Here is a 23,088-nt window from a genome sequence, read left to right as displayed (position 1 = left end):
TATAGCTGAATAAAAACCTCCTGCCTTCTGCCTCCTTTAACGCATAGATGTGTATATAGCAAATTCTTCGTGGAGAATTGCACCGCAAGCTATACCTACTAATGAAAATAAGGATGTAATTAAAAAGGCTGATCTACCATTAAATCCGGCTGTGTAAAAATCAATTTTTGCTAAAATTGCCGCCGCAATAATCAGTAAGGTATCGAGAAAGAGGCGAAACCAAGCAACCATCAGGAAAAATAAAAATGCCCCAAACACGGCAATAAAAAAAGTTTTGATACTCGACTCAAAAAATACACTAGAGTAATTAGCCATTGCTAAAAAGGGAATAGCTAAACTTGATAGTAAAACTAATATCCCAACTACGATGACTATCCAAAGAGACAAAGGCATGTGTGCTTCTGATAACACCCAGCCCAGGGTACTATAACTAATCAGTACTAATAATAGTGATGTCCAGGGAAGGTTTTTGAAAATAGACATAAGTTGCTCTCATGATGAATAAGTAAAGTGATACTTTAAATAAATTTTCCATGACTAAAAACTTCAACTGATGCAGCAGATTACCAGTCAGTAAACTATACAGGTTGAGTCATTAAAGCTAGATAGAAACCATATTCTGATTTCTGATGTATCATAATCAACTACTTGGTTTTGATATGGGTGCATCAGTGGGTAAAGCGCAAAAGCCTTGACTCTAATCTCCTGCGGTGTTGCTCATGTGTCTTTTAGCCGACATGACCATAGTTGTAGGAGTTGTGATGCTGGCGGTAGTAAAGGCGATCGCTTTCTTCCAGAAAGCTGGGTTAGTTTGAGTATATTTCGACGAGAATGACTTAGACTATATGTTTATCATCCTATTTTTGCCAAACGTAATCAATAGTCCGTCCGCAAATTCTCTAAATTTCCCAATAATTACGGTACAAACTAGTTAAATATTTTCGTAAACATTTGTAAACTGTTAGCAGCAGAGTAGCAAAGTATCACATCTGATTAAGGAATTGTCATGAAACAACTTGTTGTCGTTGAGCGTGTAAGCCTCATCGGTCATATTGTGTCAATGGTGTTTGGGTTGGTAGGGATATTATTGGTTGTACCCAATGCCGAACTCATTTTGAACTTGTCTGAATTTGGACAGACTGCCATGCAGTGGAGTATGGCTGGTGGTGGTGTAGTTTATATGATTTTGGGTGCAGCAGCCGTATTGTTGTATGCCTCGCGGACATTGGGTGTGGGTCGTGCTGTGGCATTTCTGCTGCCTGCTGTATTAATTTCTTTAACTAGTGAATTATTAGGAACCAGTACAGGCTTTCCTTTTGGTCACTATCAATATTTAAGCGGCTTGGGATATAAAATTGCTGGTTTAGTTCCCTTTACAATTCCCTTATCGTGGTTTTATTTAGGCTGTGTATCTTACTTGTTAGCTCGTGCTGGCTTAGAAGTAGATACAAAACCAAGCTTGTGGCGGCATATTAGCGCAATTGGCTTGGGTTCTTTGCTGCTAACCTCCTGGGATTTTGTGCTAGACCCAGCCATGAGTCAAACTACCCTACCCTTCTGGTATTGGCAACAACCAGGCGCTTTCTTTGGAATGCCTTATCAAAACTTTGCTGGTTGGTTAGGTACTGGTGCAGTATTCATGACAGTAGCAGCATTGTTGTGGAAAAATCAGCCAATTAAATTTGAGCGATCGCAACTAAATCTACCTTTAGTAGTCTACTTAAGTAACTTTGGTTTTGCTACCATGATGAGCTTGGCTGCTGGTTTCTCTATTCCCGTATTGCTGGGTTTAGTTTTAGGTGTTACCCCCGCGATTATCTTGTGGTGGAAAGCATCCGCAGCAAATAATCAAGTTACCCTTGAACCAGCAACTAAAGAAGTTTCTGTAGCCAGCATCGAAGTTGCTTTGAAGTAGTAAACACTTGGCAACAGGCGGGGATAAAGGGGAAATTCCTCTCATTACCCCATCCTCAATCATTGACGAACAACTAGATCCCCGACTTCCTCAAGAAATCGGGGATCTAAAACTGATTAAGCATAGTTCTTGAGGATAAACATATTCTAGTTAATTTACTTAAAACCTAAAAATTACCGTCTTTGAGCATATTTAAGAGATTCATAGCTGAAAGTACAGATATTGTGGGAACCGTTCAATTATTATGGTCTATGATTGGCTTACTCCTAACAATGGGTGGCACATTTTTGGAAGCATATAGTATCACCTGGCCTTGGAGTTGGACTCAACATGGAATTCAAACCTTTTCTTTAGGTGTTAGCTTTCAAATTGGTGCCGTCTTACTAGTAGGTTGTTTGGGAGGGCAGAATGCTGGGGCGCTCTCACAAATTGCGTACTTAGTTATGGGATTAACTTTATTGCCTGTATTCTCCGAAGGTGGAGGTCTAGGTTATGTCAGACTGTCCCAGTTTGGCTATCTTTTAGGCTTTATTCCTGGAGCGTGGATTTGTGGATTTTTGGCGTTTCAAGCCAGGCCAAAACTAGAATCTTTGGCATTTAGTTGTATTTGTGGCTTGTTAACCATTCACTTGTGCGGTATTACTTATTTGACCATGAGTTACTTTTTTCAGTGGCAAGGTACAGAAAATCTCTCCTTAATCCAAGCAATTCTGAAATACTCTTGGTTTACAGTACCAGGACAATTAGCTGTAGTTTGTGCTGTTACCTCAATCGCTTATTTATTACGCCATTTAATGTTTTATTAGTTATTAGTCCATTGTCATTTGTCCTTTGTCAAAAGCTAATGACTAATGACCAATGACTAATGACGCTGAATTAACTCACTATGAATTTAAAAAATCGCCTGTTTTGGATTGCTGCCTTTATCGCTTTTTTCTTAGATCAACTGACTAAATATTGGGTTGTCCAAACCTTTAAATTAGGAGATACATTACCACTCATCCCAGGGGTATTTCACTTTACTTATGTGACTAACACTGGCGCAGCTTTTAGCCTATTCAGTGGCAAGGTGGAGTGGTTACGCTGGTTATCTTTAGGAGTCAGTTTAGTATTAATCGCCTTGGGTTTGTTCGGCTCAATGCTCAGTCGTTGGGATCAGTTGGGTTATGGTTTAATTTTAGGCGGGGCGATGGGTAATGGTATCGATCGCTTTGTTTTAGGCTATGTAGTAGATTTTCTAGATTTACGGTTGATTAATTTTGCTGTATTTAATATTGCCGATTCTTTTATCAGTATAGGTATTGTTTGTTTACTGATAGCCTCGTTTCAAAAAACACCCACTCCCCCCCGGAGAAGGTGATTTTAATTTCTAGCAAAAGACCGCAGGGGAGTAGGGGAGAGCTTGGTGTTATTGACCATTAACCAATGACGAATGACAAATGACCAATGACTCTACTCAACCATGCTGTAAAAATTCTACTTTGGGTAACAGGGGGTCAGTAACAATCGCTACTCCAAGAAAACCCCAGCGTTTGAGCAAGCTGCTGAGTTGGCTTCCAGGGAGAGACTCTACAGCAAAGCGGTTTGCTACCTCTGCTGCATGAGTATTGAGATAGCTTAAAGCATCAAAACTTTCTCGAAACAGTAATATGTAACCTAACTCTTCCGAGTTGGGACGTGCTGTTAAATAACGACCATCTGTTTTGGAACGCACTAGATAATAAACGTCGGAAAGCATAATGACAAAGGACGAATGACCATTGACTAAATTATTTAAGCATCTAACTTAATTCGAGGATCGGCTGCTTTTAACATTAAATCTGCGAGTAAGTTACCGACATTCAATAGCACCGCACTCATCACCAAACTCGCCATAACTAAGTATTGGTCTTTAGCGATAACCGCCTGTAAGGTTAATCTCCCTAAACCAGGCCAGTTAAAGAACTGTTCCGCGATGAATGCACCGCCTAATAAACTGGCTAACTCAAAACCCAGCAAAGTAATTAGGGGGTTAATAGCGTTACGGAGTGCATGAACGTAAATGACGCGATTTTCTGGCAATCCTTTGGCGCGGGCTGTTTGAATATAATCTTGACGGAGAACATCTAACAATTCCCCACGGGTAATGCGTTGCAAACCAGCAAAACTGGTAACACTCAAGGCAATTGTGGGTAAAATCATGTGCCAGCCGATATCAACAATTTTACCAAACCAGGATAAATCAGCATGATTAATGCTGGTCATACTACCGACGGGAAATAAAGGCGAGGTAAATTGGGCAAAGATTAATAAAAATAGTGCCGTGATAAAGCTGGGAAAGCCTTGTCCGGCATAACTAATGACTTGTAAGATGCGGTCTGTTGGGCGATTTTGCTTCACAGCTGCAACAATGCCGAGAGGAATAGCGATCGCCCATGTCACAATTAAAGAAGCGATCGCTAATAATAAGGTTGCCGGTACACGTTCCCACAACAGCGAAGCTACAGAACGCTGATAGACAAAACTTGTACCAAAATCCCCTCTCGTAAATATCCGCCACAACCACAAGAAATATTGCTCAGGCCAAGACTTATCTAACCCAAACTGTCTTCTAATTTCCTCAATTCGTTCTGGGGAAATTTTGGGATTTTGTCGCAGAGTATCTACATAATCTCCTGGAGACAATTTGATGATGAAAAACGACAGCGCCGATGCCAAAAGTAAGGTAAACAACGCTTGTAATACCCGTTTCATCACATAAATAAAAGTTTCACTCGTAATTAGCCGAATTAGCCAATCTCGACTGGTCTCCAAGGAAATTTTTGTAGCTGTCATTTTTATTTTGTCCTCTGTCCTCTGTCCTCTGTCCTTTGTTCTTTGCCATTAGTCAAATGACTAATGACCAATGAACGCCAGTGAGGGAGTCGGCGAAGCCGACGACAGTCGCTTTAAGTCGGGAAACCCGCCCATCGCGCTGTCTCCCCAAAGCACTGGCTCCTAATGACCATTGACTAATATTCAATTAACGAGATAATCGGCAAATTGGGGAGATTATTCCGCCCTTGTAAATCCCGTAGCTCGATAATAAACCCAAAACCTACGAGTTCACACTCAAGCTTTTGAACTAACTTGGCTGTTGCACTGGCTGTACCACCTGTAGCAATTAAATCATCCACAATTAAAACGCGGCTCCCTGGATGCAACGCGTCTTGGTGCATTTCCAAACAGTCAGTACCGTACTCTAGTTCATATTCAATGGAGTGAACGGCGGCGGGTAACTTGCCTTTTTTGCGGACGGGAATAAACCCAGCCCCTAATTTATAAGCTAGGGGAGCGCCAAAAATAAATCCCCGTGACTCCATCCCAATCACATAATCTGCTTGAAATCCCGCTTCATTGCATTTTTCTGTGAAAAAGTCAATAGTGTATCGCAATCCGTCGCGATCGCGCAGTAAAGTAGTAATATCTCGAAATAAAATACCGGGCTTGGGATAATCGGGAATTTCACGAATTAGAGATTTTAAGTCCATAAACAGTTAGGGAATAGGGAGTAGAGAGTGGGGAGTAGGATTGGTCATGAATCAAGGCTAAAACCTGAAATTTCAGACTTTAAAGTTCATACTTGAGACTTTTCTCTTGCCAATTCCCATTCCCAGAAAAATCGTACACTATAATGTCATACGCTAGATTTGAGGCTCTAGTATCATCATCCATTGACGATAGTGAGAATCTACACCAAGCTTAAATTATGGAATGGTACTCAATACAAGAAGGTAAACTGATGCTGTAAAAAGGGAAATTTAAGTATATGAGAGCTTTGGAGTAGAACAAGTTAAGTCATGTATACGTCAGGTATTATGGCTACTGCCACAGGTTTAATGTTATTTTTTGGCTACTTATCTTAAATTTAGTTGTACTAGTGTATCTAGTCTGTTGGAAGCGCACAAGGTAATTTATAGAATGAATGTCTCCGCGAGCTTAACGCCGTTCAACAGTCCCGCACCTGCATCAACGCCTATGATTCTGGATACGTTACCAGATCCGGCGATCGCAGGACAAGGATGTCCGCCCAGAACTCGGCTACAAATCGACCTCATCTTATTGGCCATTGAAGCTTTAGAACTCGGTGGTTCCGAAGCAATTTTGGCCTTTGCAGAAGAGTTGGATTTAAAAGATATTATTAAAAATCGGGTAAATTTATGGCGGATGCGTAGCTCTAACCCCATGCGCCGCGCTAATATCCGCAGACCCTTAACAATTATAGAAGCCAAGGCTTTAGTAGTTATTGCTTGCTACATTGCACGGCGGTTAACCGTGGTCATCCGTCAGATGCTGATGATATATCAGCAAATGAATGAAAAACAAATCCCCCTGGAACAAAACTTGCGTTTATCTAATTACCTAGAACGCTTTCGAGTGCATTTTAAAAGCAGAATGAATGCGCGGCGCTCTGGGGTACTAGCATTAACATCTGATGAAAAATTAGATGAGTTAGCCATTAATTTGTTAGAAAAACTTCTATTTTGTACTGGTACGGCCGGAATGCAGCGATTCTGGATTAGTCTTTTTGATGGGGAAGTGGAATGAACATTCAACGGAAATACAGTTTACCTAACTGTACGTTGCTTTTAGAGGGTTTAAGCGATGCTTCCAGGGCAGCACATTTACAAGAACTCCGCCCAGAATTATCGATATTGGTCAATGTAGAATGCTATATATCTGGTTATAAGCAGCCTCTAGTGGGAGGTCGAGAATTTTTTGAAAGTTTGGTGAGGGCTGTGAGTGCTTATGGACAAGAATTTTTAAGCAATATCCCCAACCCCCAAGCCCATAACCAAGACTCAGAATTAGTAGAACTGCAAAAAATTGACCATAACCGTCATCGGCTAATTGTACATTCTGAAAGCAGTACTGAAGCTTTGGGTTCTCAGGCAAATAAATCACCGATTCAAATTGATATGAATACGGTGCAGTTGTTTGATTTAGTAGAAGCAGTAGATCAATTTTTTGCCGATACCCAAACCCTACCGGAGTTAGCCCTAGAATTACAACCAATACCCCGACGCTACAGTGGTGCTAGTGAACTTGTCGTCAAGCAAGCACTACCAGCCAGTATTGGAGTTGCGAGTGTAGCTGTTGCGGCGGTTGCTTTTAGTTTGATTCCACCCCCCCAAGTCCGCACACCAGAAACCCAAAGCAGCGCCACTCCCACACCAACGACAACTGCTGTTCCTACCCCCACCGCAGCAACAACTCCCGTAGCCAGCGCCACACCGACAGCGACACCCAGCGCCACTCCAACTACAGCCGCCACCGCACCCCCAACCACCGATTTAGAAGCCTTATTAAATACAACAGCCGAAATTACTGACCCATCTCAACTAAGGGCTTTAAATCGTCAGGTGTGGAATCAAATTGACCCGGCTTGGAGCGATCGCTCGACAGTCAAGGAAGATTTAGTCTATCGTGTTGGTGTAGCTGGTGATGGTGCGATCGTTGGTTATAAGGCAGTAAATCAAGGGTCAAATGAAGGCGTTAATTTCACTCCATTACCTAAACTGCTTTACAACCCGGCAAAACGTTCGGCAATTAATAATGAACCCATAGCCCAATTTAAAGTAGTGTTTACTAGCAAAGGGGTGTTAGAAGTTAGTCCTTGGCGCGGTTATGCTGGTACACCACAGGTAGTAGGGCAGAAAATTACAGATGCTAACACCGTTAAAGAATTAAACGAAAAGCTATACAACACAATTCGCCAAAATTGGAAAGGTACTCCCAGCTACACCAAAGATTTACGCTATCGAGTCGCCATCAATAAAGATGGCATCATCACTGATTATGAACCATTAAATCAAGTTGCCTTTGATCATTTCCGTGAAACACCATTGCCAAATATGTTTCAATCTGTTTATGGTTCCAATGGCGCAGCACCAAACAACCAAGAACCTCTGGCTCATTTCCAAGTAGTGTTTAATCCTAATGGCAAACTGGAAGTTACTCCTTGGAAGGGGTATCAGTGATAGGTGAGAGTTGATAGAAAAAATGAATGTAGGTTGGGTGGAACGAATATCCCACTCCCTACTCCCTACTCTCACCCTAAATTACTATCTTTGACTGCAACTAGGGATCAATTTCTACATTTTGTCCCTTGGGGAGTAGCATCAGGATAAAAAGTCACAATTGCTTTGTTTTTTCTGACAAAAACAGTAGGAAAGGTTGTACCTGTTTCTGAGTCACGAACATTATAAATACAAGCCCCTTCTTGATTTCCTTGTAATTTAAATGCTCTAGTGGCATCAATTAACATTTCTTCGGCATTGCTGAGATAACTATAGCCCTTAATTACATCTGTAACGGTTCTGTTATTTTGTTTAATCACTACTCCCAAGGTATAGATAACACCTGGAACAACTTCTTCCCGCCTTTGATTATTGGGTAATCTGCCAGCCATACCTGAGTTTTGGAGTTGCAAATATCTGCCAGCAAAATGTAACCCACCAATATCATTGGCGTTATAGATTTCACCACAAAAAATATGTTCAAATCCTTTATTCTTAAACCAAACATTAGTTAAATCTTCAAGAAATTGGTTTTGACTGCGGCGACCAGAACGGATTTCGCCACCACTAGCTTGTTGAATTTTTCGCAATACATTGGGATAAGATAATAGTAATTGTTTAAACTGATTGGGTTGGACTCTTGTACCAATCGCACCACAAGTTTTCAGAACCGAACCATCAAAAGCATTGAGTATAGGCGGTTTTGGCGAAATATCTAACTGCTGTCCTCTGGGAAATCCAACTGGAACTGGGTTATTAATATCATCAAAAAATGGCAAAAGTGCGGGAGTTGGAGACTGGGACAGGGCAGAATTTTGCACTCCGAATATGCAAGTTATTGCCAGTAAAGTTAATTTACTAATTATCAGGCGTGGTGGTTTCATATATTTAATGATTTGCTAATTCTGATAATTTATTGAGTACAGCTTGAGCATGACCTTTAGCTTTGACATTCGGCCAAGCATAAGCAATGATTTTATCTGGGGAAATGAGGAAAGTTGAGCGCACAATTCCCATATATTCTTTACCCATAAACTTTTTTAATCGCCACGCACCATAAGAATCTGCTAATTGGTGTTCTGGGTCACTCAACAAGGTAATTGACAAGTTATGTTTGTTGATAAACTTACAATGAGATTTAATAGAATCTGGGCTAACGCCGATAATTTTAGCTCCCAATTTGCTAAATTCTGAATTTAATTGGGTAAAGTCTTGGGCTTCTGTGGTGCAACCAGGGGTGTCATCTTTAGGATAAAAATAAAGGACAACCCATTGACCACTAAAATCATCTAAGCTGACTAAATTATCATTTTGGTCTGGTGTAGTAAAAATAGGGGCAGGTTGTCCAGCTTGGGGAATGTTGCTCATGGTATGACTAAAATCTTCACGTTATTGATTATGCCTGTTATGAATTTTTTTGCAATTATATTTAATGTAGATTGACTTACATATTGATTGCAATTTACTTACTTCATAAAAAATGGTTGCTACAGCGATCGCATTACTTGTGCATAATTGAATTGTAATTGCACCAGACATTTCCCTCACGCCAATGCTGAAGCCTGGGGTTTGGCAAAAATCATGCGTCCGGCAAAGGTTTGTAAGGCGCTGCTTCTACTGCTGCTGGTGCTGGTATGGGCGGTGGTGACTTCGATTACTAATACTCTTTAGTCACATATAGCATTTACCAGTCTGCTGAGGTACAAATTTATCTGCATCCATCTGCGTAGCCTGCGGCAAGCCGCCTCCACAAAGGAAGCATCTGTTTTTTGTCAATTTCTATATTTTCAGTTAAATTCTAGCTGCTAACATAGAATTTAATTGCCTTATTTTGAGGGTTTTTCAATATGACTTTGATTAATTATCAATCTAACTTTCAGAAATTAACCGAAATTGTCACAATATTAATTGATAATAATCCTATTTATCAAGAAAACTTAGATAAACGAGAAATGATTGAACTAATTAATCGTACTTTTGACCCAAGCTCTGTTCCAGATATTAATAGTATTTCTGAAGAAGAATTAACAAAACGGGTAAAAAGTATTTTATCTTTACATTTAGTTTCAGGAATGCTCAATGATTTTACACCAGAGCAAATGCAACTTTTTGATGAAGCTGTAAAACGAGGATAGATGGGTTATTTATTAGATACTAATATTGTTTCAGCATCACTAAAACAAAACATTCAAATAGCATTAAGAATTATAGGTTTATGAACTATATCAATGGGGGAATGGTGCATGGATAGAGGAAGAAGTATATGGACGCTTTTTTGAAAATGATGTGTTTCTCTCATTAGAAACATCATTGGCAACATATTATGAAATGACAACAATAAATGAAGACACTGATGAGTGTAATTTGATTATTAAACAAAATTGGAATTCTCTCTGGTTCCCAATTTTAAAAGAACTTGATGTCGAGGTTATTATGTTGTTCTTATTCACGAAAACCAAGAAGATAAAACACCAGTAATAAGAGTTGATTTTGAGGAAATTGGCGATGATCCTTACATAATATATCCAACGTTAACTAATATGATACTTGCAGAGGCAGAATGTTATACTTTAGGGATTTACTCGAAATGTACTTATGAAGAAGAAGAATATATTCGGCAGAAATATCAAGAAATACCTATGAAAGTTTGGCGTAATTAAAAGCAAGAGTTTTTAGATAAAATAAATAGTATTGTTGATTTAAAAATAAACATTTTCATGAGTTCTGGTGATGTTCAAATATATTTAATGGTCTTTTTAGATTTTCTTTTATTCAATTTAATAACATATTGAAATATGGCAAAATCCCTCTATGAAGGTTATGGCGATGAAACTCCTAAAAAGTTCGTGCGTGAAAAGTTTGGCGATACTAATGTTTACGCCCAGAATGCTAAATCCCTTTTAACAAAAGCAACTGGTTTTATTGCTGCTTATGATTTTACTCTGAATCCTTATCGTGGTTGTCAGTATGGTTGTAGCTATTGCTATGCTGCTGCGTTCAGCCCTAATACTAAAATGCGCCAAGATTGGGGTAAATGGGTAATTTTTAAAGAAAATGCTGTAAAAGTTTTAGAAAAAGAATTAGAAAGCTGGTATAACAAACATCCACATCAACCACCTAAAATTTACATGAGTAGTGTGACAGATCCTTATCAACCACTGGAATCTAAACATCAGTTAACCCGTAGTTTATTAGAAGTAATGTTGGAATATCGTCCGACTTTAGTAATCCAAACTCGCAGTCCAATTATTACTAGAGATATTGATTATTTACAAAGGTTCCAGCATTTGCGAATTAATATGAGTATTCCTACGGGTAGTGAAGCTGTGCGAAGAGATTTTGAACCTCGTTCTCCTAGTATTAAAGCGAGACTAAACGCTATCGTTAAAATCAAACAAGGTATTGATAGTTTTAAAGGATTTATTCCTAAATTTTCTATTACTATTACGCCTCTACTTCCAACACTCACAACTGATGAAGATGCGTTTATTCAGAAATTAGCTATTGCAGATAGAGTTGTCATCCAAGATTTTCATCCTAATAATCATCGTTCTCTTGTAGCGGGAACCCGTCAAGAAGCTGAAAATATTAAACAACGGTATTCTTGGTGGTATGATTCTGAACAATTGAGTTATCAGAGATTTAAACAAAAGTTATTGTCTCAACTTCCAGGTGTGGAAATAAAAGAAGGTAAGGACGGTTTTGGTTATGAATAAATTGATTATTAATTGGTGGAGAAGTCAGCAGTTTAAATTAGCATTGCATCGTGGCGACAACCGAAGTGCTTTGCAAATTTTACAAAAAATTCAAAAATCAGGAGCCAAATTTTCTACCTTAGAAAAAATATTTAGAGAAAAAATTCAATTTGAACGAGATTTAGAAGAACATAAACGTGAAATCACAAATTTACGCAAACAAATAGTAGAGAAATCAAAATTAAATTTATTTTTACATCCCAATCCCGAATTCATTAAGTATTTATCCACAAGTTTTAAACTAATACAACATGATGACTATAAACTGCAAGCTACTGGAATTGATGAGGGTATATTTGAAGATTTTGAGGCTAGACTTGTAGAATATATCCAGGAAGAATTGAATAAAATTCCTGAACAAAAATTACTGATTAAGTTAGAAGATGCTGTGGAGGATATTAGCAGCTTAAAAGTTGGACAAGAGCCAGATTACCGTTTTAGTCTGACTCCTCATGTCTACTTTATGAAATATTTTTTAGAAAATGTCTACTGTCTTTATTTAGCTTGGTCGCTTATTTACCAAAATGGGTTACTTCCAACTAAATTTAATATACTTGATATTGCTGCTGGGCCGGGAACTACAGCTTATGGATTAGCTTTATTTCTCCAAAGTTGTAGCAGCTTTGTTGATATTCCTCAAATGCACGTATCTTACTATTCTTTAGAAAAACAAGATGCTTTTCAGTATCGAGGGCTTCAGTTTTGGCGTAAATATATAGAGTCTCGTAAAACACCTGTAAATAACTTCTTTCGGTTTGTTACTACTGATATCTTTGCCTGGGATGTTAAATCAAGTAATATACCTAAAAAATTTTTTGATTTTATAGTAATTTCTCATTGCTTCTTTACAGATAGCTCTAAAAGAATCCAATCTAATAATATATATAAAGAAATCTTTGCTAATAGTCTAAATAATCAAGGTTATGTACTTCTAATTATCCAAGATAAAAAATTATTCAAAGCTTATAATGCTGATCAAACTGAAGATAAAGAAAAAGAGATAAACATAGTTTCTAAATTTATAGAAGAACTCGGTTTACATTTAGTATGGTATAAATATTTAACTTCAACAAGTTTAAGAAAACCTCTTGCTAATTCTGAATTTGGCAAATTTGCTAAAGATAATTTACCCAAACAAATATACATGAATCAGTTGCTTAAAAAGTATTGTAATCAAAATTATGAATCACACTATACGTTAGATGATTATGTAATATTAGCCAAAAAATAAATAGTGTTTTGGCTGATTTTTAGTTTAAAATATTTGATACGTCAATTATTTTACAGCGAGAGAGTTAGTAGTTTATCTGCTGAACAATTGGAAGAATTAGGAGAGGCGTTATTAGATTTTTCGGAAGTGGCTGATTTGGAAGTTTGGTTGAATCAGCAAAATTATGCTTCATCAATATATAAAAGCAGCCACTTTTTGAAGGTGGCTATTTTTTATTGTAACCGCAGAGGCTCAGAGGACACAGAGTAGAAAGTAAAGTTACACTTAAAGCTAATTTTGCTACAAGTGTTTACTTTTTATGTCAGAGTTAACAGATGCTTTAGATAGAATTTTCAATTGGTTACATCAGCATAAACCATTATACGCATCTGCTCTACAATCTGGGCTTTCTTATGGGGAGATTGAAGAGAAAGTCAAAGATTTACCATTTCGCTTAACCAGAGAAGTTTATGAACTTTATCAATGGCATAATGGCATGATTGATGAAGATAGTAGTTTTTTCTATGATTACAGATTTCTGCCATTAGAAGAAGCTCTGGAAGTACGGAATATAGTATCAGACAATTATGGGTTTATATTGCCTTTTGGCTGGTTTCCTATATTTGAATTTGAAAATGATGGTTTTGCTATTGTTGGTGCTGAAGAAATTACAAAAAACTCACCAATACTCAATTACACTTTAAGGGATGAGATACGGTATAGCAGTTTAACTAACATGATGCAGTGTATAGCTGAATGTTATGAAACTGGTGCTTATTATATAGATGAAAGTAGTGATTTTCAAAAATATGCTATTTTGGAAAATTCTATCTTGCACAAGTATGAACCAGAATTATACTATATCGGCGAAGCTAGATTTGAGGTGATTCATGTTCCTGATGGTTCTCAGGTAATAACGAAGTATCGCCCGGATAATCAAATCTTAGAAACTAGTGTTATGGGCAATAAAGGTAATATAAAAGAATCAACTTGTTATTTTCAGGGCAGAGTTATTGAACATAAAATATCAAGTTATGAAGTTGGGGGTTTTTATAGTTATCGTTGTGATGAATATTGGTTGAATGATTATGTAAAAGATGAAAGATTTGAAGTTGAGTATCAATATAAATGTGTAATGACTAAAATAGAGAAAAGATACGTAAATGGTATTTTAAAACAGGAGATTATTCATCCAGATAAACCACGCGATCGCACTCTTCTTATCTTTACTTTAATTTTCACATTATTGATTTTGCCTATTATTAATTTCTTCGCAATTATGCTTACTTCACATGACAAGATAAAAAAATAATCGGTGCAGGGTTACTACACCGATCGCATTACTTGTGCATGATTTAATTGTGATTGAACCAGACATTTCCCTCACGCTAATGCTGAAGCTTGGGGTTTGGCAAAAATCATGCGTCCGGCGGAGGTTTGTAAGGCGCTGGTGACAACTACCCGCAGTTCACCCCCTACATAACTACTCCCTTCTTCTACGACAACCATTGTGCCGTCATCTAAATAGCCAATACCTTGACTTGGTTCTTTACCTTCTTTGAGAATTTTGAGGTCGAGGTTATCGCCTGGTAAATAAGTCGGACGGACGGCATTAACTAAATCGTTGACGTTCAACACAGGTACTTTCTGCACGCTGGCTACTTTTGACAAGTTGTAGTCGTTGGTTAGTAGTGTTGCGTTGATTTCTTGGGCAAAGCGGACTAATTTCGCGTCTACGGTGGCAATATCATCGTAGTCGATGGGGTTAATTAAAATACGTTCTGGGTAAGCTTCTTTAATGCGGTTAAGAATTTCTAAACCGCGTCTTCCCCGGACTCGCTTTTGGTCTTTACTGGCATCAGCTACTTGCTGCAATTCTTGTAAGACAAATTGTGGCACGATGATTGGCCCTTCTAAAAACCCTGTTTCTAGTAGTGCTTCAATCCGACCATCAATTATGCAGCTAGTATCTAAAACTTTGGTATTGGCAGGTTTTAATGTACCTTCTGCTACCATTGTCTCCACAGTATTCGGATTAATTAATCGCAGTAATCCGCGTCCGTGGGTATCTGCCAAATTCATACCTGTAACAGCTAAAATAATACTACCAACAACTGCTACTAAGGGTTTAATAAAACTAAAATCTGGCGGTATAGGTAGCAAAAATAACGGAGCCAGCATTAAGTTTGCTAGTAGTAAGCCAATGACTAATCCAATGGCACGGGTTAAGATGGCTTCCAGTGGCATTTCCCGGACTTGTGCCTCTAGGCGACGATAAGTCGTCTGAAAACTCAGTCCAACTGCACCGCCAATAATGGCGGCAAAGACGGCAACTGTGAGGCGTAAAGCTTCTAGATTGGTCACTCGATCTAGCGTGCCATCAGGTAGCAGATCGGTGCTGTAGAAACCTATGCCTGCTGCTGCCAAAATGAATGAGAGAATAATAATGGCATCAAGCATGGTTGTGTTGTTTTCCTGCAATTGTTTTACCCGATGAAATCAAAAACATCTGACTTCATCGCTAAGAGACAACAATGAATATTGACTTAGACTAAGGGCGGAAGCAGGGAATATCTGCAAATATTATAACTAAAGAGCTTTATTTTAATATTTTGCATGGTTTTGTTGTGAAACGATAAAAAAACATAAACAAACTTTTTATTTTGGCAATTTGTAATGCTTTGTTAAGTTAAGTAATTATTGCTGACAATGAATCAAAAATTTGCTGTTTCTAGCATGGTCAGTTCTGCTTATGTACATATTCCTTTTTGCAGACGACGGTGCTTTTATTGCGATTTCCCGGTGTTTGTGGTGGGCGATCGCCAACGGGGTGAAACATCGGGTACAATCTCCCATTACGTAGAGGTGTTATGCCAAGAAATTGCCCATACACCTAGTTTTGGTCAATCTTTGCAGACAATTTTCTTTGGTGGTGGTACTCCTTCACTGCTATCAACTCAGCAGTTGGCACAAATACTAGAAGCTTTAGAAGAACGTTTTGGAATTGCGCCCCAAGTTGAAATTTCAATGGAAGTAGATCCAGGTACATTTGATTTGGCGCATATCTCTGGCTATCGGAGTTTGGGTGTAAATCGGGTGAGTTTGGGTGTACAAGCCTTTCAAGAAGAATTGTTAAAAGTAGCTGGGCGATCGCATTCCGTTAAAGATATCTTTGCAGCTGTTGAACTAATTCACAAAGTCGAGATTCCCGAATTTAGTCTAGATTTAATTTCTGGGTTGCCACATCAGTCTTTAGATCAATGGTCGGATTCTTTAGCAAAAGCCGTGGCGACCAACCCGACGCACATATCTATCTATGATTTAACCATTGAACCAGGCACAGCTTTTAATCGCTATTACAAACCAGGGGATAATCCTCTACCAACAGATGAAACTACTGTCAAAATGTACCAGATGGGACAGCAAGTCTTGACTGGTGCAGGTTACGCCCATTATGAAATTTCTAATTATGCCCGTCCTGGACACCAGTGTCAGCATAATCGCGTTTATTGGGAAAACCGCCCTTATTATGGCTTTGGGATGGGCGCAGCTAGTTACACTAACAAAAAACGCTTCACGCGCCCCCGGAAAACTCAGGAATATTATCAATGGGTACAAGCAGGCTGCAAAATTGACTGTGAAATCACTCCAGCAGTCGAGGTATTGTTAGAAACTTTAATGTTGGGGTTGCGCTTGGCTGAAGGTGTGAGTCTTTCCAGCTTACAAGCAGAGTTTGGTAAAGAGAAAATAGGGGAAATTTATCAATGTTTGCAACCTTACCTTGAAAAAGGTTGGGTAAAAGTTACAGAAGGAAGCTTGCAATTGACTGACCCAGAAGGATTTTTATTTTCTAATGTAATTTTGGCTGATTTATTTAATCAGTTGGGTTAATTGTTTTTGTTAAGGTAAGGGATTAGGGAATAGAGGCTAGTTAGGTGATATCTGGAAAGATAATAGCTAATAGTAGAAAATTTCTACTCTCTACTCCCTAATCTCCACTTCCTATCCTTCTAAGTAAGTGTCTTTATAAAATTGCAGACGACCTACGCCGAGAAATTGACCAACGGTTTCTTGTCCAGATGGGAATGCTTTTACGCCAAATAAGTAGACACCATCATTAAAAGGATTACGGTAAGCCCGCAAACCGATTGTTACTGTTTGGTCTGGTGGTACAGGGTTAGCAAAGGTGACGGTGAAATTTTGTTTGTCGTTGCTAACCACCGATTTGAGGGCTAACTTTTCGCCACGGCGATCGCGTGTACCCACAAAAGCAAATGTATCATTGGAATTAAACTCAATCTCTTCTGCGCCTGATATTTGAGTAAAAGTCACCTGTTGCAGAGATTCCCCGGCGGCGGCTGGTACTTTGACGGTAAAGTAGTATGTCGTATCCGACACACTCGTTTCATTGTATGGCGTACTAGCACTGACTAGAGTTGGTGGTTGAGCAAAAGCGATCGCACCACTACCCAAAGTAACTGCATTCGCTGCAAACTGAGGTAAGGAACAGATGCCTACACCAACAAACAGCGTGCTTAAAAGGCTGCTGATGTACTTCATAATTTTATTTTTTGTCTAACTCGTTAACTCATGAAATGGGTTGTCTTACCCATACCTAACCCTCAGCAACTGTCTATAAATTTGCTGAGTGATTTCTGTCTGTTTTCAATGTTTTTTCAGTATAGCAATTATTTTTTTATGTTAGTAATAGCTAAAAATGAGTAGTAATTATTCTAGATTTTCACGGGTTGTATGTCTCATAAGACGATAGTTTTAGGGGTATTCAAATATGTATAATTTAAGGAAATGCCTCTCCATCTGGGGTGTTTTACCTCAGTAAAATTACTTCAATTAACTACTATTGAATTGAGCTCATAAACTATAATTTTTCTTTCCAAAAAACTAAAAAAATCAAGATAATACTAAATTTGTGAACCAAGAGATCCCCGACTTCTTGAAGAAGTCGGGGATCTGAGACTTAATACCAGGACTTACACAGCGATACGCAAAATCTGGGTTTGAAAGGATGGTGAAGGGGTATAGGTAATTAAAACCCTTGCACCCCATACCCTTTCACCCCTACACCCATTCTCCACAAACAACCTGCGTGCATAATCTTTCAGCCTTCTGCCTGATTCCCCTATCTGCCACAGTCAACTTTCTCCATACAATCAGACTGCGACGATACCCAGAAGGTCTTAAAATATTGTTAATTTCTGCTAAACCCCTCGACCTTAAATTTACAAGTATCACCCCGAAATTACTATGGCTATTGGCTACGTCGCGCTTGTACTTCACGCACACCTGCCCTTCGTTCGTCACCCAGAAAGTGACTATGTGCTGGAGGAAGAATGGCTTTATGAAGCCATTACCGAAACATATATTCCTTTACTAAAAGTCTTTGAAGGCTTAAAGCGAGACGGCATCGACTTTAAAATCACTATGAGTATGACACCGCCTTTGGTGTCTATGCTACGTGATCCCCTATTGCAAGAACGCTATGATGCTCACTTAGCCAAATTAGAGGAACTTACAGAACTAGAAATTGAGCATAACGTCAACAATGGGCATATTCGTTATCTCGCGGAACACTACGCCACTGAGTTTAACGAAGCGCGGGAAATGTGGGAACGCTACAACGGTGATTTGGTAACTGCTTTTAAGCAATTCCAAGATAGCAATAACTTAGAAATTATCACTTGTGGCGCTACTCACGGCTACTTGCCATTGATGAAAATGTATCCCCAAGCCGTGTGGGCGCAAATTCAAGTAGCTTGTGAACACTACGAACAAACCTTTGGTCGTCCGCCTAGAGGTATTTGGTTGCCAGAATGCGCTTATTATGAAGGACTGGAGAGGATGCTGGCTGATGCTGGCTTGCGTTACTTCCTCACCGATGGTCATGGTATTCTTTATGCCCGTCCCCGTCCGCGTTTTGGTAGCTACGCGCCGATTTTTACCGAAACAGGGGTAGCAGCGTTTGGTAGAGACCATGAATCTTCACAACAGGTATGGTCTTCTGAGGTGGGCTATCCTGGTGCAGCCGAATATCGAGAATTTTACAAAGATTTGGGCTGGGAGGCAGAATATGAGTATATCAAACCCTATATCATGCCCAATGGTCAGCGCAAAAATACGGGGATTAAATACCATAAAATTACCGGACGCGGTTTAGGTTTATCTGATAAGGCACTGTATGATCCATACTGGGCTAGGGAAAAAGCCGCCGAACATGCTGCCAACTTTATGTATAACCGCGAACGGCAAGCTGAACATCTTTACGGAATTATGCAGCGTCCGCCGATTATTGTTTCGCCCTACGATGCTGAGTTGTTCGGACATTGGTGGTATGAAGGCCCTTGGTTTATTGACTATCTATTCCGTAAGTCATGGTACGACCAAGGTACATATCAAATGACTCACTTGGCAGATTATCTCCGAGCCGAACCCAGCCAGCAAGTTTGCCGTCCTTCTCAGTCGAGTTGGGGTTACAAAGGTTTCCACGAATATTGGTTAAATGAAACAAATGCTTGGATTTATCCCCATCTGCACAAAGCCGCAGAACGGATGATTGAAATCTCGAAGTTGGAACCTGCTGATGAATTGCAATGGCGGGCGCTCAACCAAGCAGCAAGAGAACTGTTATTAGCACAATCTTCTGACTGGGCATTTATTATGCGGACAGGAACAATGGTTCCTTATGCTGTCCGCCGGACGCGATCGCACCTGATGCGTTTTAATAAACTTTATGAAGATGTCAAAATCGGTAAAGTTGACAGTGGTTGGCTAGAAAAAATCGAAGTCATGGATAATATCTTCCCCGAAATCAACTATCGCGTTTATCGTCCTTTATAAAGAGTGCTGAGTTGAAAGTGCTGAGTGCTGAGTTAAAAGATATGACATTTACCAAGTGGGAAAATGTTGAGTAATCTTTTACTGATTCAGTACTCAGTACTATAGTGGTTTGTTATCTTTCACCTACCAGAAATTCAAAAAATCATTTGCGGATGAATCAGTTTGTACCCCGCATCTTTGATTTTTTGATTCGATACATTGGCATTATATGGGCGGTTACTCGGTTTTGAACTATCCCATTGCACTGTCGGTAAATTGTGTTTCGCAAATAAAGTATCTAGTAATTCTTGGCTGGTTAAATGTGCATCATCGACCAAATTATAAATACCATTTAAGTGGTGTTGACGGGCAAATTCAATGGCGCTGACAATATCATCTAAATGAATCCAGTTTGTGATATCTTTGCCATTTCCGGGGCGAGTTGTACCAGATGCACGACTAAATATTTTAATCAGTTCTCGATTATTGCCATAAATTCCGCCCAAGCGCAAAATGCAAACGCGCAATTTCTCACTGGTGGCTGAAAGTAAAAGTTTTTCTGTCTCGTGTAGAATTACGCCTGAAGCATTGGTTGGTTCGACTGGGGTATCTTCATCGACTGTAGCACCATTGCGATCGCCATAAACAGAATAACTGCCCGTGTAGATAATTTGGCGAATATTAGGTAGTTTCGGCAAAATTTCCACTAAAGTTCTCGCAGTTTCTAGATAAGTTTCTTCATATAAATTTGCGCCTTTTGCCCCCACACTCAACAAAACTACATCTTGATTTTGCAAAACTGATTGCATTGTGGCTGCGTCGTTTCCTTTAGCAATGACAACTTTTTGCGCTACAGTTTGAAGTTCTGGGATGCGTTCGGGTGTAGTTGTGGTGGCGGTAACAATAAAAGTCATCTTTTGCTGCCAATATTTAGCCACTGCACAACCTACATAACCACAACCAATGATAGCAACATTCATAGATAAATTTTATTTTTTGATAGTATGTTAATTTAAAGCGATACTCTTAATTACAATACCAAATAAGTAAACTAAAAATAAGCTGAAAAAAGGTTACAAGCCATTGAACAGGAAGAAATTACACCTATTCCTGGTGAACAGGTATTGCGATAACTACGTTCTAGTCATTAACTGTTAGAGCTAAGTCGCTCTCTTCTAAAGAGATATCATCATCAGTTGAATGTCTGATTGGTAATACGATCGCAAATGTAGTGCCTTCACCAAACTCAGATTCACAAATTAGTTGACCTTTGTGTTTTTCGACAATAATTTGATAGCTAATTGACAAACCTAAACCTGTTCCCACTCCAATAGGTTTAGTAGTAAAAAATGTTTCAAATATTTTTTGTTGATATTCTGGAGAAATACCAGAACCATTATCAGTAATTTTGATTTCTATCAAATCCGCATTGAGTTGTTGCGTAGAAATAACAATTTCTTGATATTCCTCTTCATTATGGGACTCTTCTAAAGCATCAATAGCATTAGATAAAATATTCATAAATACTTGATATAATGCGCCGCCATAGCCTTGTATATTGGGAATTTCGCCATATTTTTTCACTACATTAATTCTTTTTTTCAGACGATTATTTAAAATCAATAATGTACTTTCTATACAAGAGTGAATATCTACAGCATGAAATTCATTTTCATCTAACCGTGAGAAGTTCTTCAAGCTTAAAACAATTTCTTTAGCTCGGTTAGCTCCCACTTGCATCGATTGTAATAACTTTGGCAAGTCTTGTTTGACAAAATCTAAGTCAATTTCTTCAGCCAACTCATCAAGTTCATCATCTTGAATTTTGGCTTGGTAGGCTTCTAGCAGCATTAACAAATTTTGAAAGTAAGCATTAGTATGCTGAAGATTCCCATAAATAAAGTTGACGGGGTTATTGATTTCGTGGGCGACTCCCGCTAACATCTGTCCAAGGCTCGACATTTTCTCATTTTGAATTAATTGTCGAGATGCTTCAGATTTCTGTTCTGCTAAAAGTTGATTAACTCGTTGAATGAGTTGATTAAGTGAGTTGGCTAACATCCCCACTTCGTCGGCTGTGGTGACTGGTGCTTGTAAATTGAAGTTAGATTCCTGAGTTACCTTCAGCGCAATATCGTGAACGGCTTTGAGTGGACGTGCGATCGCTCGGCTGGTGTAGTGGGCTAGTATAATAGCGATCGCCACCGATGACAGCATACTAATAATAATAATTCTGTCTCGGACTTTTTCTGTAGCTAGTACCGCCACTTCTTTGCGTTGAAAAGTCCCCTCAGAAGTTTCGAGCAATTCTTCCAAAGCATCTGTAGTATCGTGTAATCTAAAATATATCTCACTCTGGGAAAATATTAATAGTTTTTCTTTTATATTGGCTATATTTTCAGCCTGTAAATTAGATGGATAATTTTGATTTAAGATAGCTATTATTTGTTGACTATATACTGTGGGAATATTTTGATAATTTTGTAAGAAGTTTGATATTTTTTTATTAGGATGTTGATTAACGTAATTTGTTAGTTCTGCCCACAGTTTTTGAAGTTCGGCAGAGTGCTGGATAAGATGAATGCGTTCGTCTTGCCAATGTTTTAAATCTGTAAAAACTACGATTTTACCTTGATGAGCTTGTAATTCTAATAAAACAGAGTTAAGACTACGAATTAACTGAATTTCTTGCCACTTTTCTTGTTTTTCGATGATTGCTTGTTGCTGATAATAATCACCTAGCATAAATCCTGCGACTGTTCCAACAACAGCCGCACCTAGAGCTACAGTATAACCCCAAGCAATTTTTTGACTGATACTCAGGTTGTTAACTAAGCCAACAATCCAACTGGGATGATTTGACGATTGAGTTACAGACTCTTTTGTAGAGGAAGTTATAGTCTGATTATCTTTCACAGAAGTATTTTTAGCATTGGTAGAGCGCATATATATTTGTTATCCCCACACAAATGGCTTTAGCCTAACTTAAATCTTTAGTGTCAGCCATACTCAGCTAATTAATGTCAGCCGGAAAAATGCAGGAGATGTAACAAAAGTATTGATTGCTACATTTTCTGTGATAAATCTCAATTTGTAATTCGTTAAAATACGTAATTTTTATCTACAAATTTCAATTTGATGGTGTCGGTTAGCATAAGTTGAGAGATTTCCATTTTAGAGATTTATTCCAAGTTGCAATCAAAGATAGTAATTTGGGCTGGGAGTAGGGAGTAGGGAGTAGAAATACTATTTCTGAAATCCTTGAGAAGACGATGGTCGAGCGCAGCGATGCACTGAGCCTGTCAAAGTGTCGAAACCCGGTAAACTTAAGTTAGG

At 38.7% G+C, this 23,088-nt stretch carries 22 protein-coding genes and 1 pseudogene; 12 read left to right on the top strand and 11 right to left on the bottom strand.

The features are described from left to right. Positions 1 to 36: 36 nt before the first annotated feature. Positions 37 to 483, bottom strand: coding sequence for a hypothetical protein (locus H6G28_RS21515; protein ID WP_190592672.1), 447 nt, complete (start codon positions 481 to 483; stop codon positions 37 to 39). A gap of 523 nt (positions 484 to 1,006) precedes the next feature. Between H6G28_RS21515 and cruF the strand changes: the two genes are divergently transcribed. The 3 genes from cruF (at position 1,007) to lspA (ending at position 3,275) form a co-directional block, all read left to right on the top strand. Further along, a complete protein-coding gene (gene cruF, locus H6G28_RS21510; protein WP_190673977.1) occupies positions 1,007 to 1,915 on the top strand; it encodes a gamma-carotene 1'-hydroxylase CruF in 909 nt (302 codons plus the stop codon). 251 nt (positions 1,916 to 2,166) lie between these two features. Then, positions 2,167 to 2,721 carry a biotin transporter BioY gene (locus tag H6G28_RS21505; RefSeq protein ID WP_190674054.1) on the top strand — a complete coding sequence of 185 codons (555 nt, stop codon included), beginning with the start codon at positions 2,167 to 2,169 and terminating at the stop codon, positions 2,719 to 2,721. Positions 2,722 to 2,801: 80 nt separating this feature from the next. Next, positions 2,802 to 3,275, top strand: coding sequence for a signal peptidase II (lspA, locus tag H6G28_RS21500; RefSeq protein ID WP_190592675.1), 474 nt, complete (start codon positions 2,802 to 2,804; stop codon positions 3,273 to 3,275). 96 nt (positions 3,276 to 3,371) lie between these two features. Here the strand turns inward: lspA and H6G28_RS21495 are convergent, their stop codons facing one another. Genes H6G28_RS21495 through H6G28_RS21485 form a run of 4 tightly spaced genes read right to left on the bottom strand, consistent with a single transcriptional unit; the run spans position 3,372 to position 5,424 of the window. After that, positions 3,372 to 3,653, bottom strand: coding sequence for a hypothetical protein (locus H6G28_RS21495; protein WP_190673975.1), 282 nt, complete (start codon positions 3,651 to 3,653; stop codon positions 3,372 to 3,374). Positions 3,654 to 3,688: 35 nt separating this feature from the next. Further along, positions 3,689 to 4,729 carry an ABC transporter permease gene (locus H6G28_RS21490; RefSeq protein ID WP_190592678.1) on the bottom strand — a complete coding sequence of 347 codons (1,041 nt, stop codon included), beginning with the start codon at positions 4,727 to 4,729 and terminating at the stop codon, positions 3,689 to 3,691. 52 nt (positions 4,730 to 4,781) lie between these two features. Beyond that, a complete protein-coding gene (locus tag H6G28_RS37415; RefSeq protein WP_277877276.1) occupies positions 4,782 to 4,916 on the bottom strand; it encodes a hypothetical protein in 135 nt (44 codons plus the stop codon). After that, positions 4,906 to 5,424: an adenine phosphoribosyltransferase gene (locus tag H6G28_RS21485; RefSeq protein ID WP_190592679.1), complete on the bottom strand. Its 519-nt coding sequence runs from the start codon at positions 5,422 to 5,424 to the stop codon at positions 4,906 to 4,908. The genes H6G28_RS37415 and H6G28_RS21485 overlap by 11 nt, the downstream gene beginning before the upstream one ends. Before the next feature lie 430 nt (positions 5,425 to 5,854). Here H6G28_RS21485 and H6G28_RS21480 point away from each other — a divergent pair, with 430 nt between their 5' ends. Together H6G28_RS21480 and H6G28_RS21475 are read left to right on the top strand one after the other, a co-directional pair. After that, positions 5,855 to 6,481 carry a DUF3038 domain-containing protein gene (locus H6G28_RS21480; RefSeq protein WP_190592680.1) on the top strand — a complete coding sequence of 209 codons (627 nt, stop codon included), beginning with the start codon at positions 5,855 to 5,857 and terminating at the stop codon, positions 6,479 to 6,481. Next, complete coding sequence (locus H6G28_RS21475; protein ID WP_190592681.1) at positions 6,478 to 7,914, top strand: DUF4335 domain-containing protein; 1,437 nt, start codon at positions 6,478 to 6,480, stop codon at positions 7,912 to 7,914. Before H6G28_RS21480 ends, H6G28_RS21475 begins: the two co-directional genes overlap by 4 nt. 107 nt (positions 7,915 to 8,021) lie before the next feature. Here the strand turns inward: H6G28_RS21475 and H6G28_RS21470 are convergent, their stop codons facing one another. Together H6G28_RS21470 and bcp are read right to left on the bottom strand one after the other, a co-directional pair. Further along, entirely contained in the window at positions 8,022 to 8,837 is an 816-nt protein-coding gene (locus tag H6G28_RS21470) for an EndoU domain-containing protein (RefSeq protein ID WP_190673972.1), read from the bottom strand. 4 nt (positions 8,838 to 8,841) lie between these two features. After that, positions 8,842 to 9,321, bottom strand: a complete 480-nt coding sequence (bcp, locus tag H6G28_RS21465; RefSeq protein WP_190592683.1) for a thioredoxin-dependent thiol peroxidase — start codon at positions 9,319 to 9,321, stop codon at positions 8,842 to 8,844. 479 nt (positions 9,322 to 9,800) lie between these two features. On the opposite strand from bcp, the gene H6G28_RS21460 reads away from it, so the two are divergent. From H6G28_RS21460 to H6G28_RS21440, 5 genes and pseudogenes are all read left to right on the top strand, one after another. Further along, positions 9,801 to 10,088 (top strand): hypothetical protein, encoded by a 288-nt coding sequence (locus H6G28_RS21460; RefSeq protein ID WP_190592684.1) that lies wholly within the window; start codon positions 9,801 to 9,803, stop codon positions 10,086 to 10,088. A gap of 660 nt (positions 10,089 to 10,748) precedes the next feature. After that, entirely contained in the window at positions 10,749 to 11,669 is a 921-nt protein-coding gene (locus H6G28_RS21455) for an SPL family radical SAM protein (RefSeq protein ID WP_190673969.1), read from the top strand. Next, a complete protein-coding gene (locus H6G28_RS21450) occupies positions 11,662 to 12,939 on the top strand; it encodes a photosystem II assembly protein (protein ID WP_190673966.1) in 1,278 nt (425 codons plus the stop codon). Before H6G28_RS21455 ends, H6G28_RS21450 begins: the two co-directional genes overlap by 8 nt. 57 nt (positions 12,940 to 12,996) lie before the next feature. Further along, positions 12,997 to 13,098: pseudogene (locus H6G28_RS36920) on the top strand (DUF4351 domain-containing protein); the annotation flags it as partial. 139 nt (positions 13,099 to 13,237) lie between these two features. Further along, positions 13,238 to 14,230: an SMI1/KNR4 family protein gene (locus H6G28_RS21440; protein ID WP_190673964.1), complete on the top strand. Its 993-nt coding sequence runs from the start codon at positions 13,238 to 13,240 to the stop codon at positions 14,228 to 14,230. 71 nt (positions 14,231 to 14,301) lie between these two features. On the opposite strand, the gene H6G28_RS21435 is transcribed toward H6G28_RS21440, so the two are convergent. Then, positions 14,302 to 15,378 carry a PIN/TRAM domain-containing protein gene (locus H6G28_RS21435; RefSeq protein WP_190592687.1) on the bottom strand — a complete coding sequence of 359 codons (1,077 nt, stop codon included), beginning with the start codon at positions 15,376 to 15,378 and terminating at the stop codon, positions 14,302 to 14,304. Between the two features lie 249 nt (positions 15,379 to 15,627). Between H6G28_RS21435 and hemW the strand changes: the two genes are divergently transcribed. Beyond that, positions 15,628 to 16,809 (top strand): radical SAM family heme chaperone HemW, encoded by a 1,182-nt coding sequence (gene hemW, locus H6G28_RS21430; protein ID WP_190673961.1) that lies wholly within the window; start codon positions 15,628 to 15,630, stop codon positions 16,807 to 16,809. A 111-nt stretch (positions 16,810 to 16,920) separates the two neighbouring features. On the opposite strand, the gene H6G28_RS21425 is transcribed toward hemW, so the two are convergent. Continuing rightward, on the bottom strand, positions 16,921 to 17,478 hold the full coding sequence (locus H6G28_RS21425) for a DUF2808 domain-containing protein (RefSeq protein ID WP_190673958.1): 558 nt from the start codon (positions 17,476 to 17,478) through the stop codon (positions 16,921 to 16,923). A 705-nt stretch (positions 17,479 to 18,183) separates the two neighbouring features. Between H6G28_RS21425 and H6G28_RS21420 the strand changes: the two genes are divergently transcribed. Then, positions 18,184 to 19,773: a glycoside hydrolase family 57 protein gene (locus tag H6G28_RS21420; RefSeq protein ID WP_190592690.1), complete on the top strand. Its 1,590-nt coding sequence runs from the start codon at positions 18,184 to 18,186 to the stop codon at positions 19,771 to 19,773. Between the two features lie 134 nt (positions 19,774 to 19,907). Here H6G28_RS21420 and H6G28_RS21415 read toward each other — a convergent pair whose 3' ends face one another. Together H6G28_RS21415 and H6G28_RS21410 are read right to left on the bottom strand one after the other, a co-directional pair. Further along, positions 19,908 to 20,732: an SDR family oxidoreductase gene (locus H6G28_RS21415; RefSeq protein WP_190673955.1), complete on the bottom strand. Its 825-nt coding sequence runs from the start codon at positions 20,730 to 20,732 to the stop codon at positions 19,908 to 19,910. A 160-nt stretch (positions 20,733 to 20,892) separates the two neighbouring features. After that, positions 20,893 to 22,698 (bottom strand): sensor histidine kinase, encoded by a 1,806-nt coding sequence (locus tag H6G28_RS21410; RefSeq protein ID WP_190592692.1) that lies wholly within the window; start codon positions 22,696 to 22,698, stop codon positions 20,893 to 20,895. Positions 22,699 to 23,088 lie beyond the last annotated feature (390 nt).

The sequence above is a fragment of the Nostoc sp. FACHB-190 genome (genome assembly GCF_014696905.1).
GTDB lineage: Bacteria > Cyanobacteriota > Cyanobacteriia > Cyanobacteriales > Nostocaceae > Nostoc_B.
The sequence above is the reverse complement of the archived record's forward strand: the minus strand, read 5'-3'. Positions and strand labels throughout refer to the sequence as shown.

What these genes read in the sequence shown, in the direction of transcription:
- H6G28_RS21515 (WP_190592672.1), bottom strand. Translation starts at nt 483, where the DNA reads ATGTCTATTTTCAAAAACCTTCCCTGGACATCACTATTATTAGTACTG.
- cruF (WP_190673977.1), top strand. Translation starts at nt 1,007, where the DNA reads ATGAAACAACTTGTTGTCGTTGAGCGTGTAAGCCTCATCGGTCATATT.
- H6G28_RS21505 (WP_190674054.1), top strand. Translation starts at nt 2,167, where the DNA reads ATGATTGGCTTACTCCTAACAATGGGTGGCACATTTTTGGAAGCATAT.
- lspA (WP_190592675.1), top strand. Translation starts at nt 2,802, where the DNA reads ATGAATTTAAAAAATCGCCTGTTTTGGATTGCTGCCTTTATCGCTTTT.
- H6G28_RS21495 (WP_190673975.1), bottom strand. Translation starts at nt 3,653, where the DNA reads ATGCTTTCCGACGTTTATTATCTAGTGCGTTCCAAAACAGATGGTCGT.
- H6G28_RS21490 (WP_190592678.1), bottom strand. Translation starts at nt 4,729, where the DNA reads ATGACAGCTACAAAAATTTCCTTGGAGACCAGTCGAGATTGGCTAATT.
- H6G28_RS21485 (WP_190592679.1), bottom strand. Translation starts at nt 5,424, where the DNA reads ATGGACTTAAAATCTCTAATTCGTGAAATTCCCGATTATCCCAAGCCC.
- H6G28_RS21480 (WP_190592680.1), top strand. Translation starts at nt 5,855, where the DNA reads ATGAATGTCTCCGCGAGCTTAACGCCGTTCAACAGTCCCGCACCTGCA.
- H6G28_RS21475 (WP_190592681.1), top strand. Translation starts at nt 6,478, where the DNA reads ATGAACATTCAACGGAAATACAGTTTACCTAACTGTACGTTGCTTTTA.
- H6G28_RS21470 (WP_190673972.1), bottom strand. Translation starts at nt 8,837, where the DNA reads ATGAAACCACCACGCCTGATAATTAGTAAATTAACTTTACTGGCAATA.
- bcp (WP_190592683.1), bottom strand. Translation starts at nt 9,321, where the DNA reads ATGAGCAACATTCCCCAAGCTGGACAACCTGCCCCTATTTTTACTACA.
- H6G28_RS21460 (WP_190592684.1), top strand. Translation starts at nt 9,801, where the DNA reads ATGACTTTGATTAATTATCAATCTAACTTTCAGAAATTAACCGAAATT.
- H6G28_RS21455 (WP_190673969.1), top strand. Translation starts at nt 10,749, where the DNA reads ATGGCAAAATCCCTCTATGAAGGTTATGGCGATGAAACTCCTAAAAAG.
- H6G28_RS21450 (WP_190673966.1), top strand. Translation starts at nt 11,662, where the DNA reads ATGAATAAATTGATTATTAATTGGTGGAGAAGTCAGCAGTTTAAATTA.
- H6G28_RS21440 (WP_190673964.1), top strand. Translation starts at nt 13,238, where the DNA reads ATGTCAGAGTTAACAGATGCTTTAGATAGAATTTTCAATTGGTTACAT.
- H6G28_RS21435 (WP_190592687.1), bottom strand. Translation starts at nt 15,378, where the DNA reads ATGCTTGATGCCATTATTATTCTCTCATTCATTTTGGCAGCAGCAGGC.
- hemW (WP_190673961.1), top strand. Translation starts at nt 15,628, where the DNA reads ATGAATCAAAAATTTGCTGTTTCTAGCATGGTCAGTTCTGCTTATGTA.
- H6G28_RS21425 (WP_190673958.1), bottom strand. Translation starts at nt 17,478, where the DNA reads ATGAAGTACATCAGCAGCCTTTTAAGCACGCTGTTTGTTGGTGTAGGC.
- H6G28_RS21420 (WP_190592690.1), top strand. Translation starts at nt 18,184, where the DNA reads ATGGCTATTGGCTACGTCGCGCTTGTACTTCACGCACACCTGCCCTTC.
- H6G28_RS21415 (WP_190673955.1), bottom strand. Translation starts at nt 20,732, where the DNA reads ATGAATGTTGCTATCATTGGTTGTGGTTATGTAGGTTGTGCAGTGGCT.
- H6G28_RS21410 (WP_190592692.1), bottom strand. Translation starts at nt 22,698, where the DNA reads ATGCGCTCTACCAATGCTAAAAATACTTCTGTGAAAGATAATCAGACT.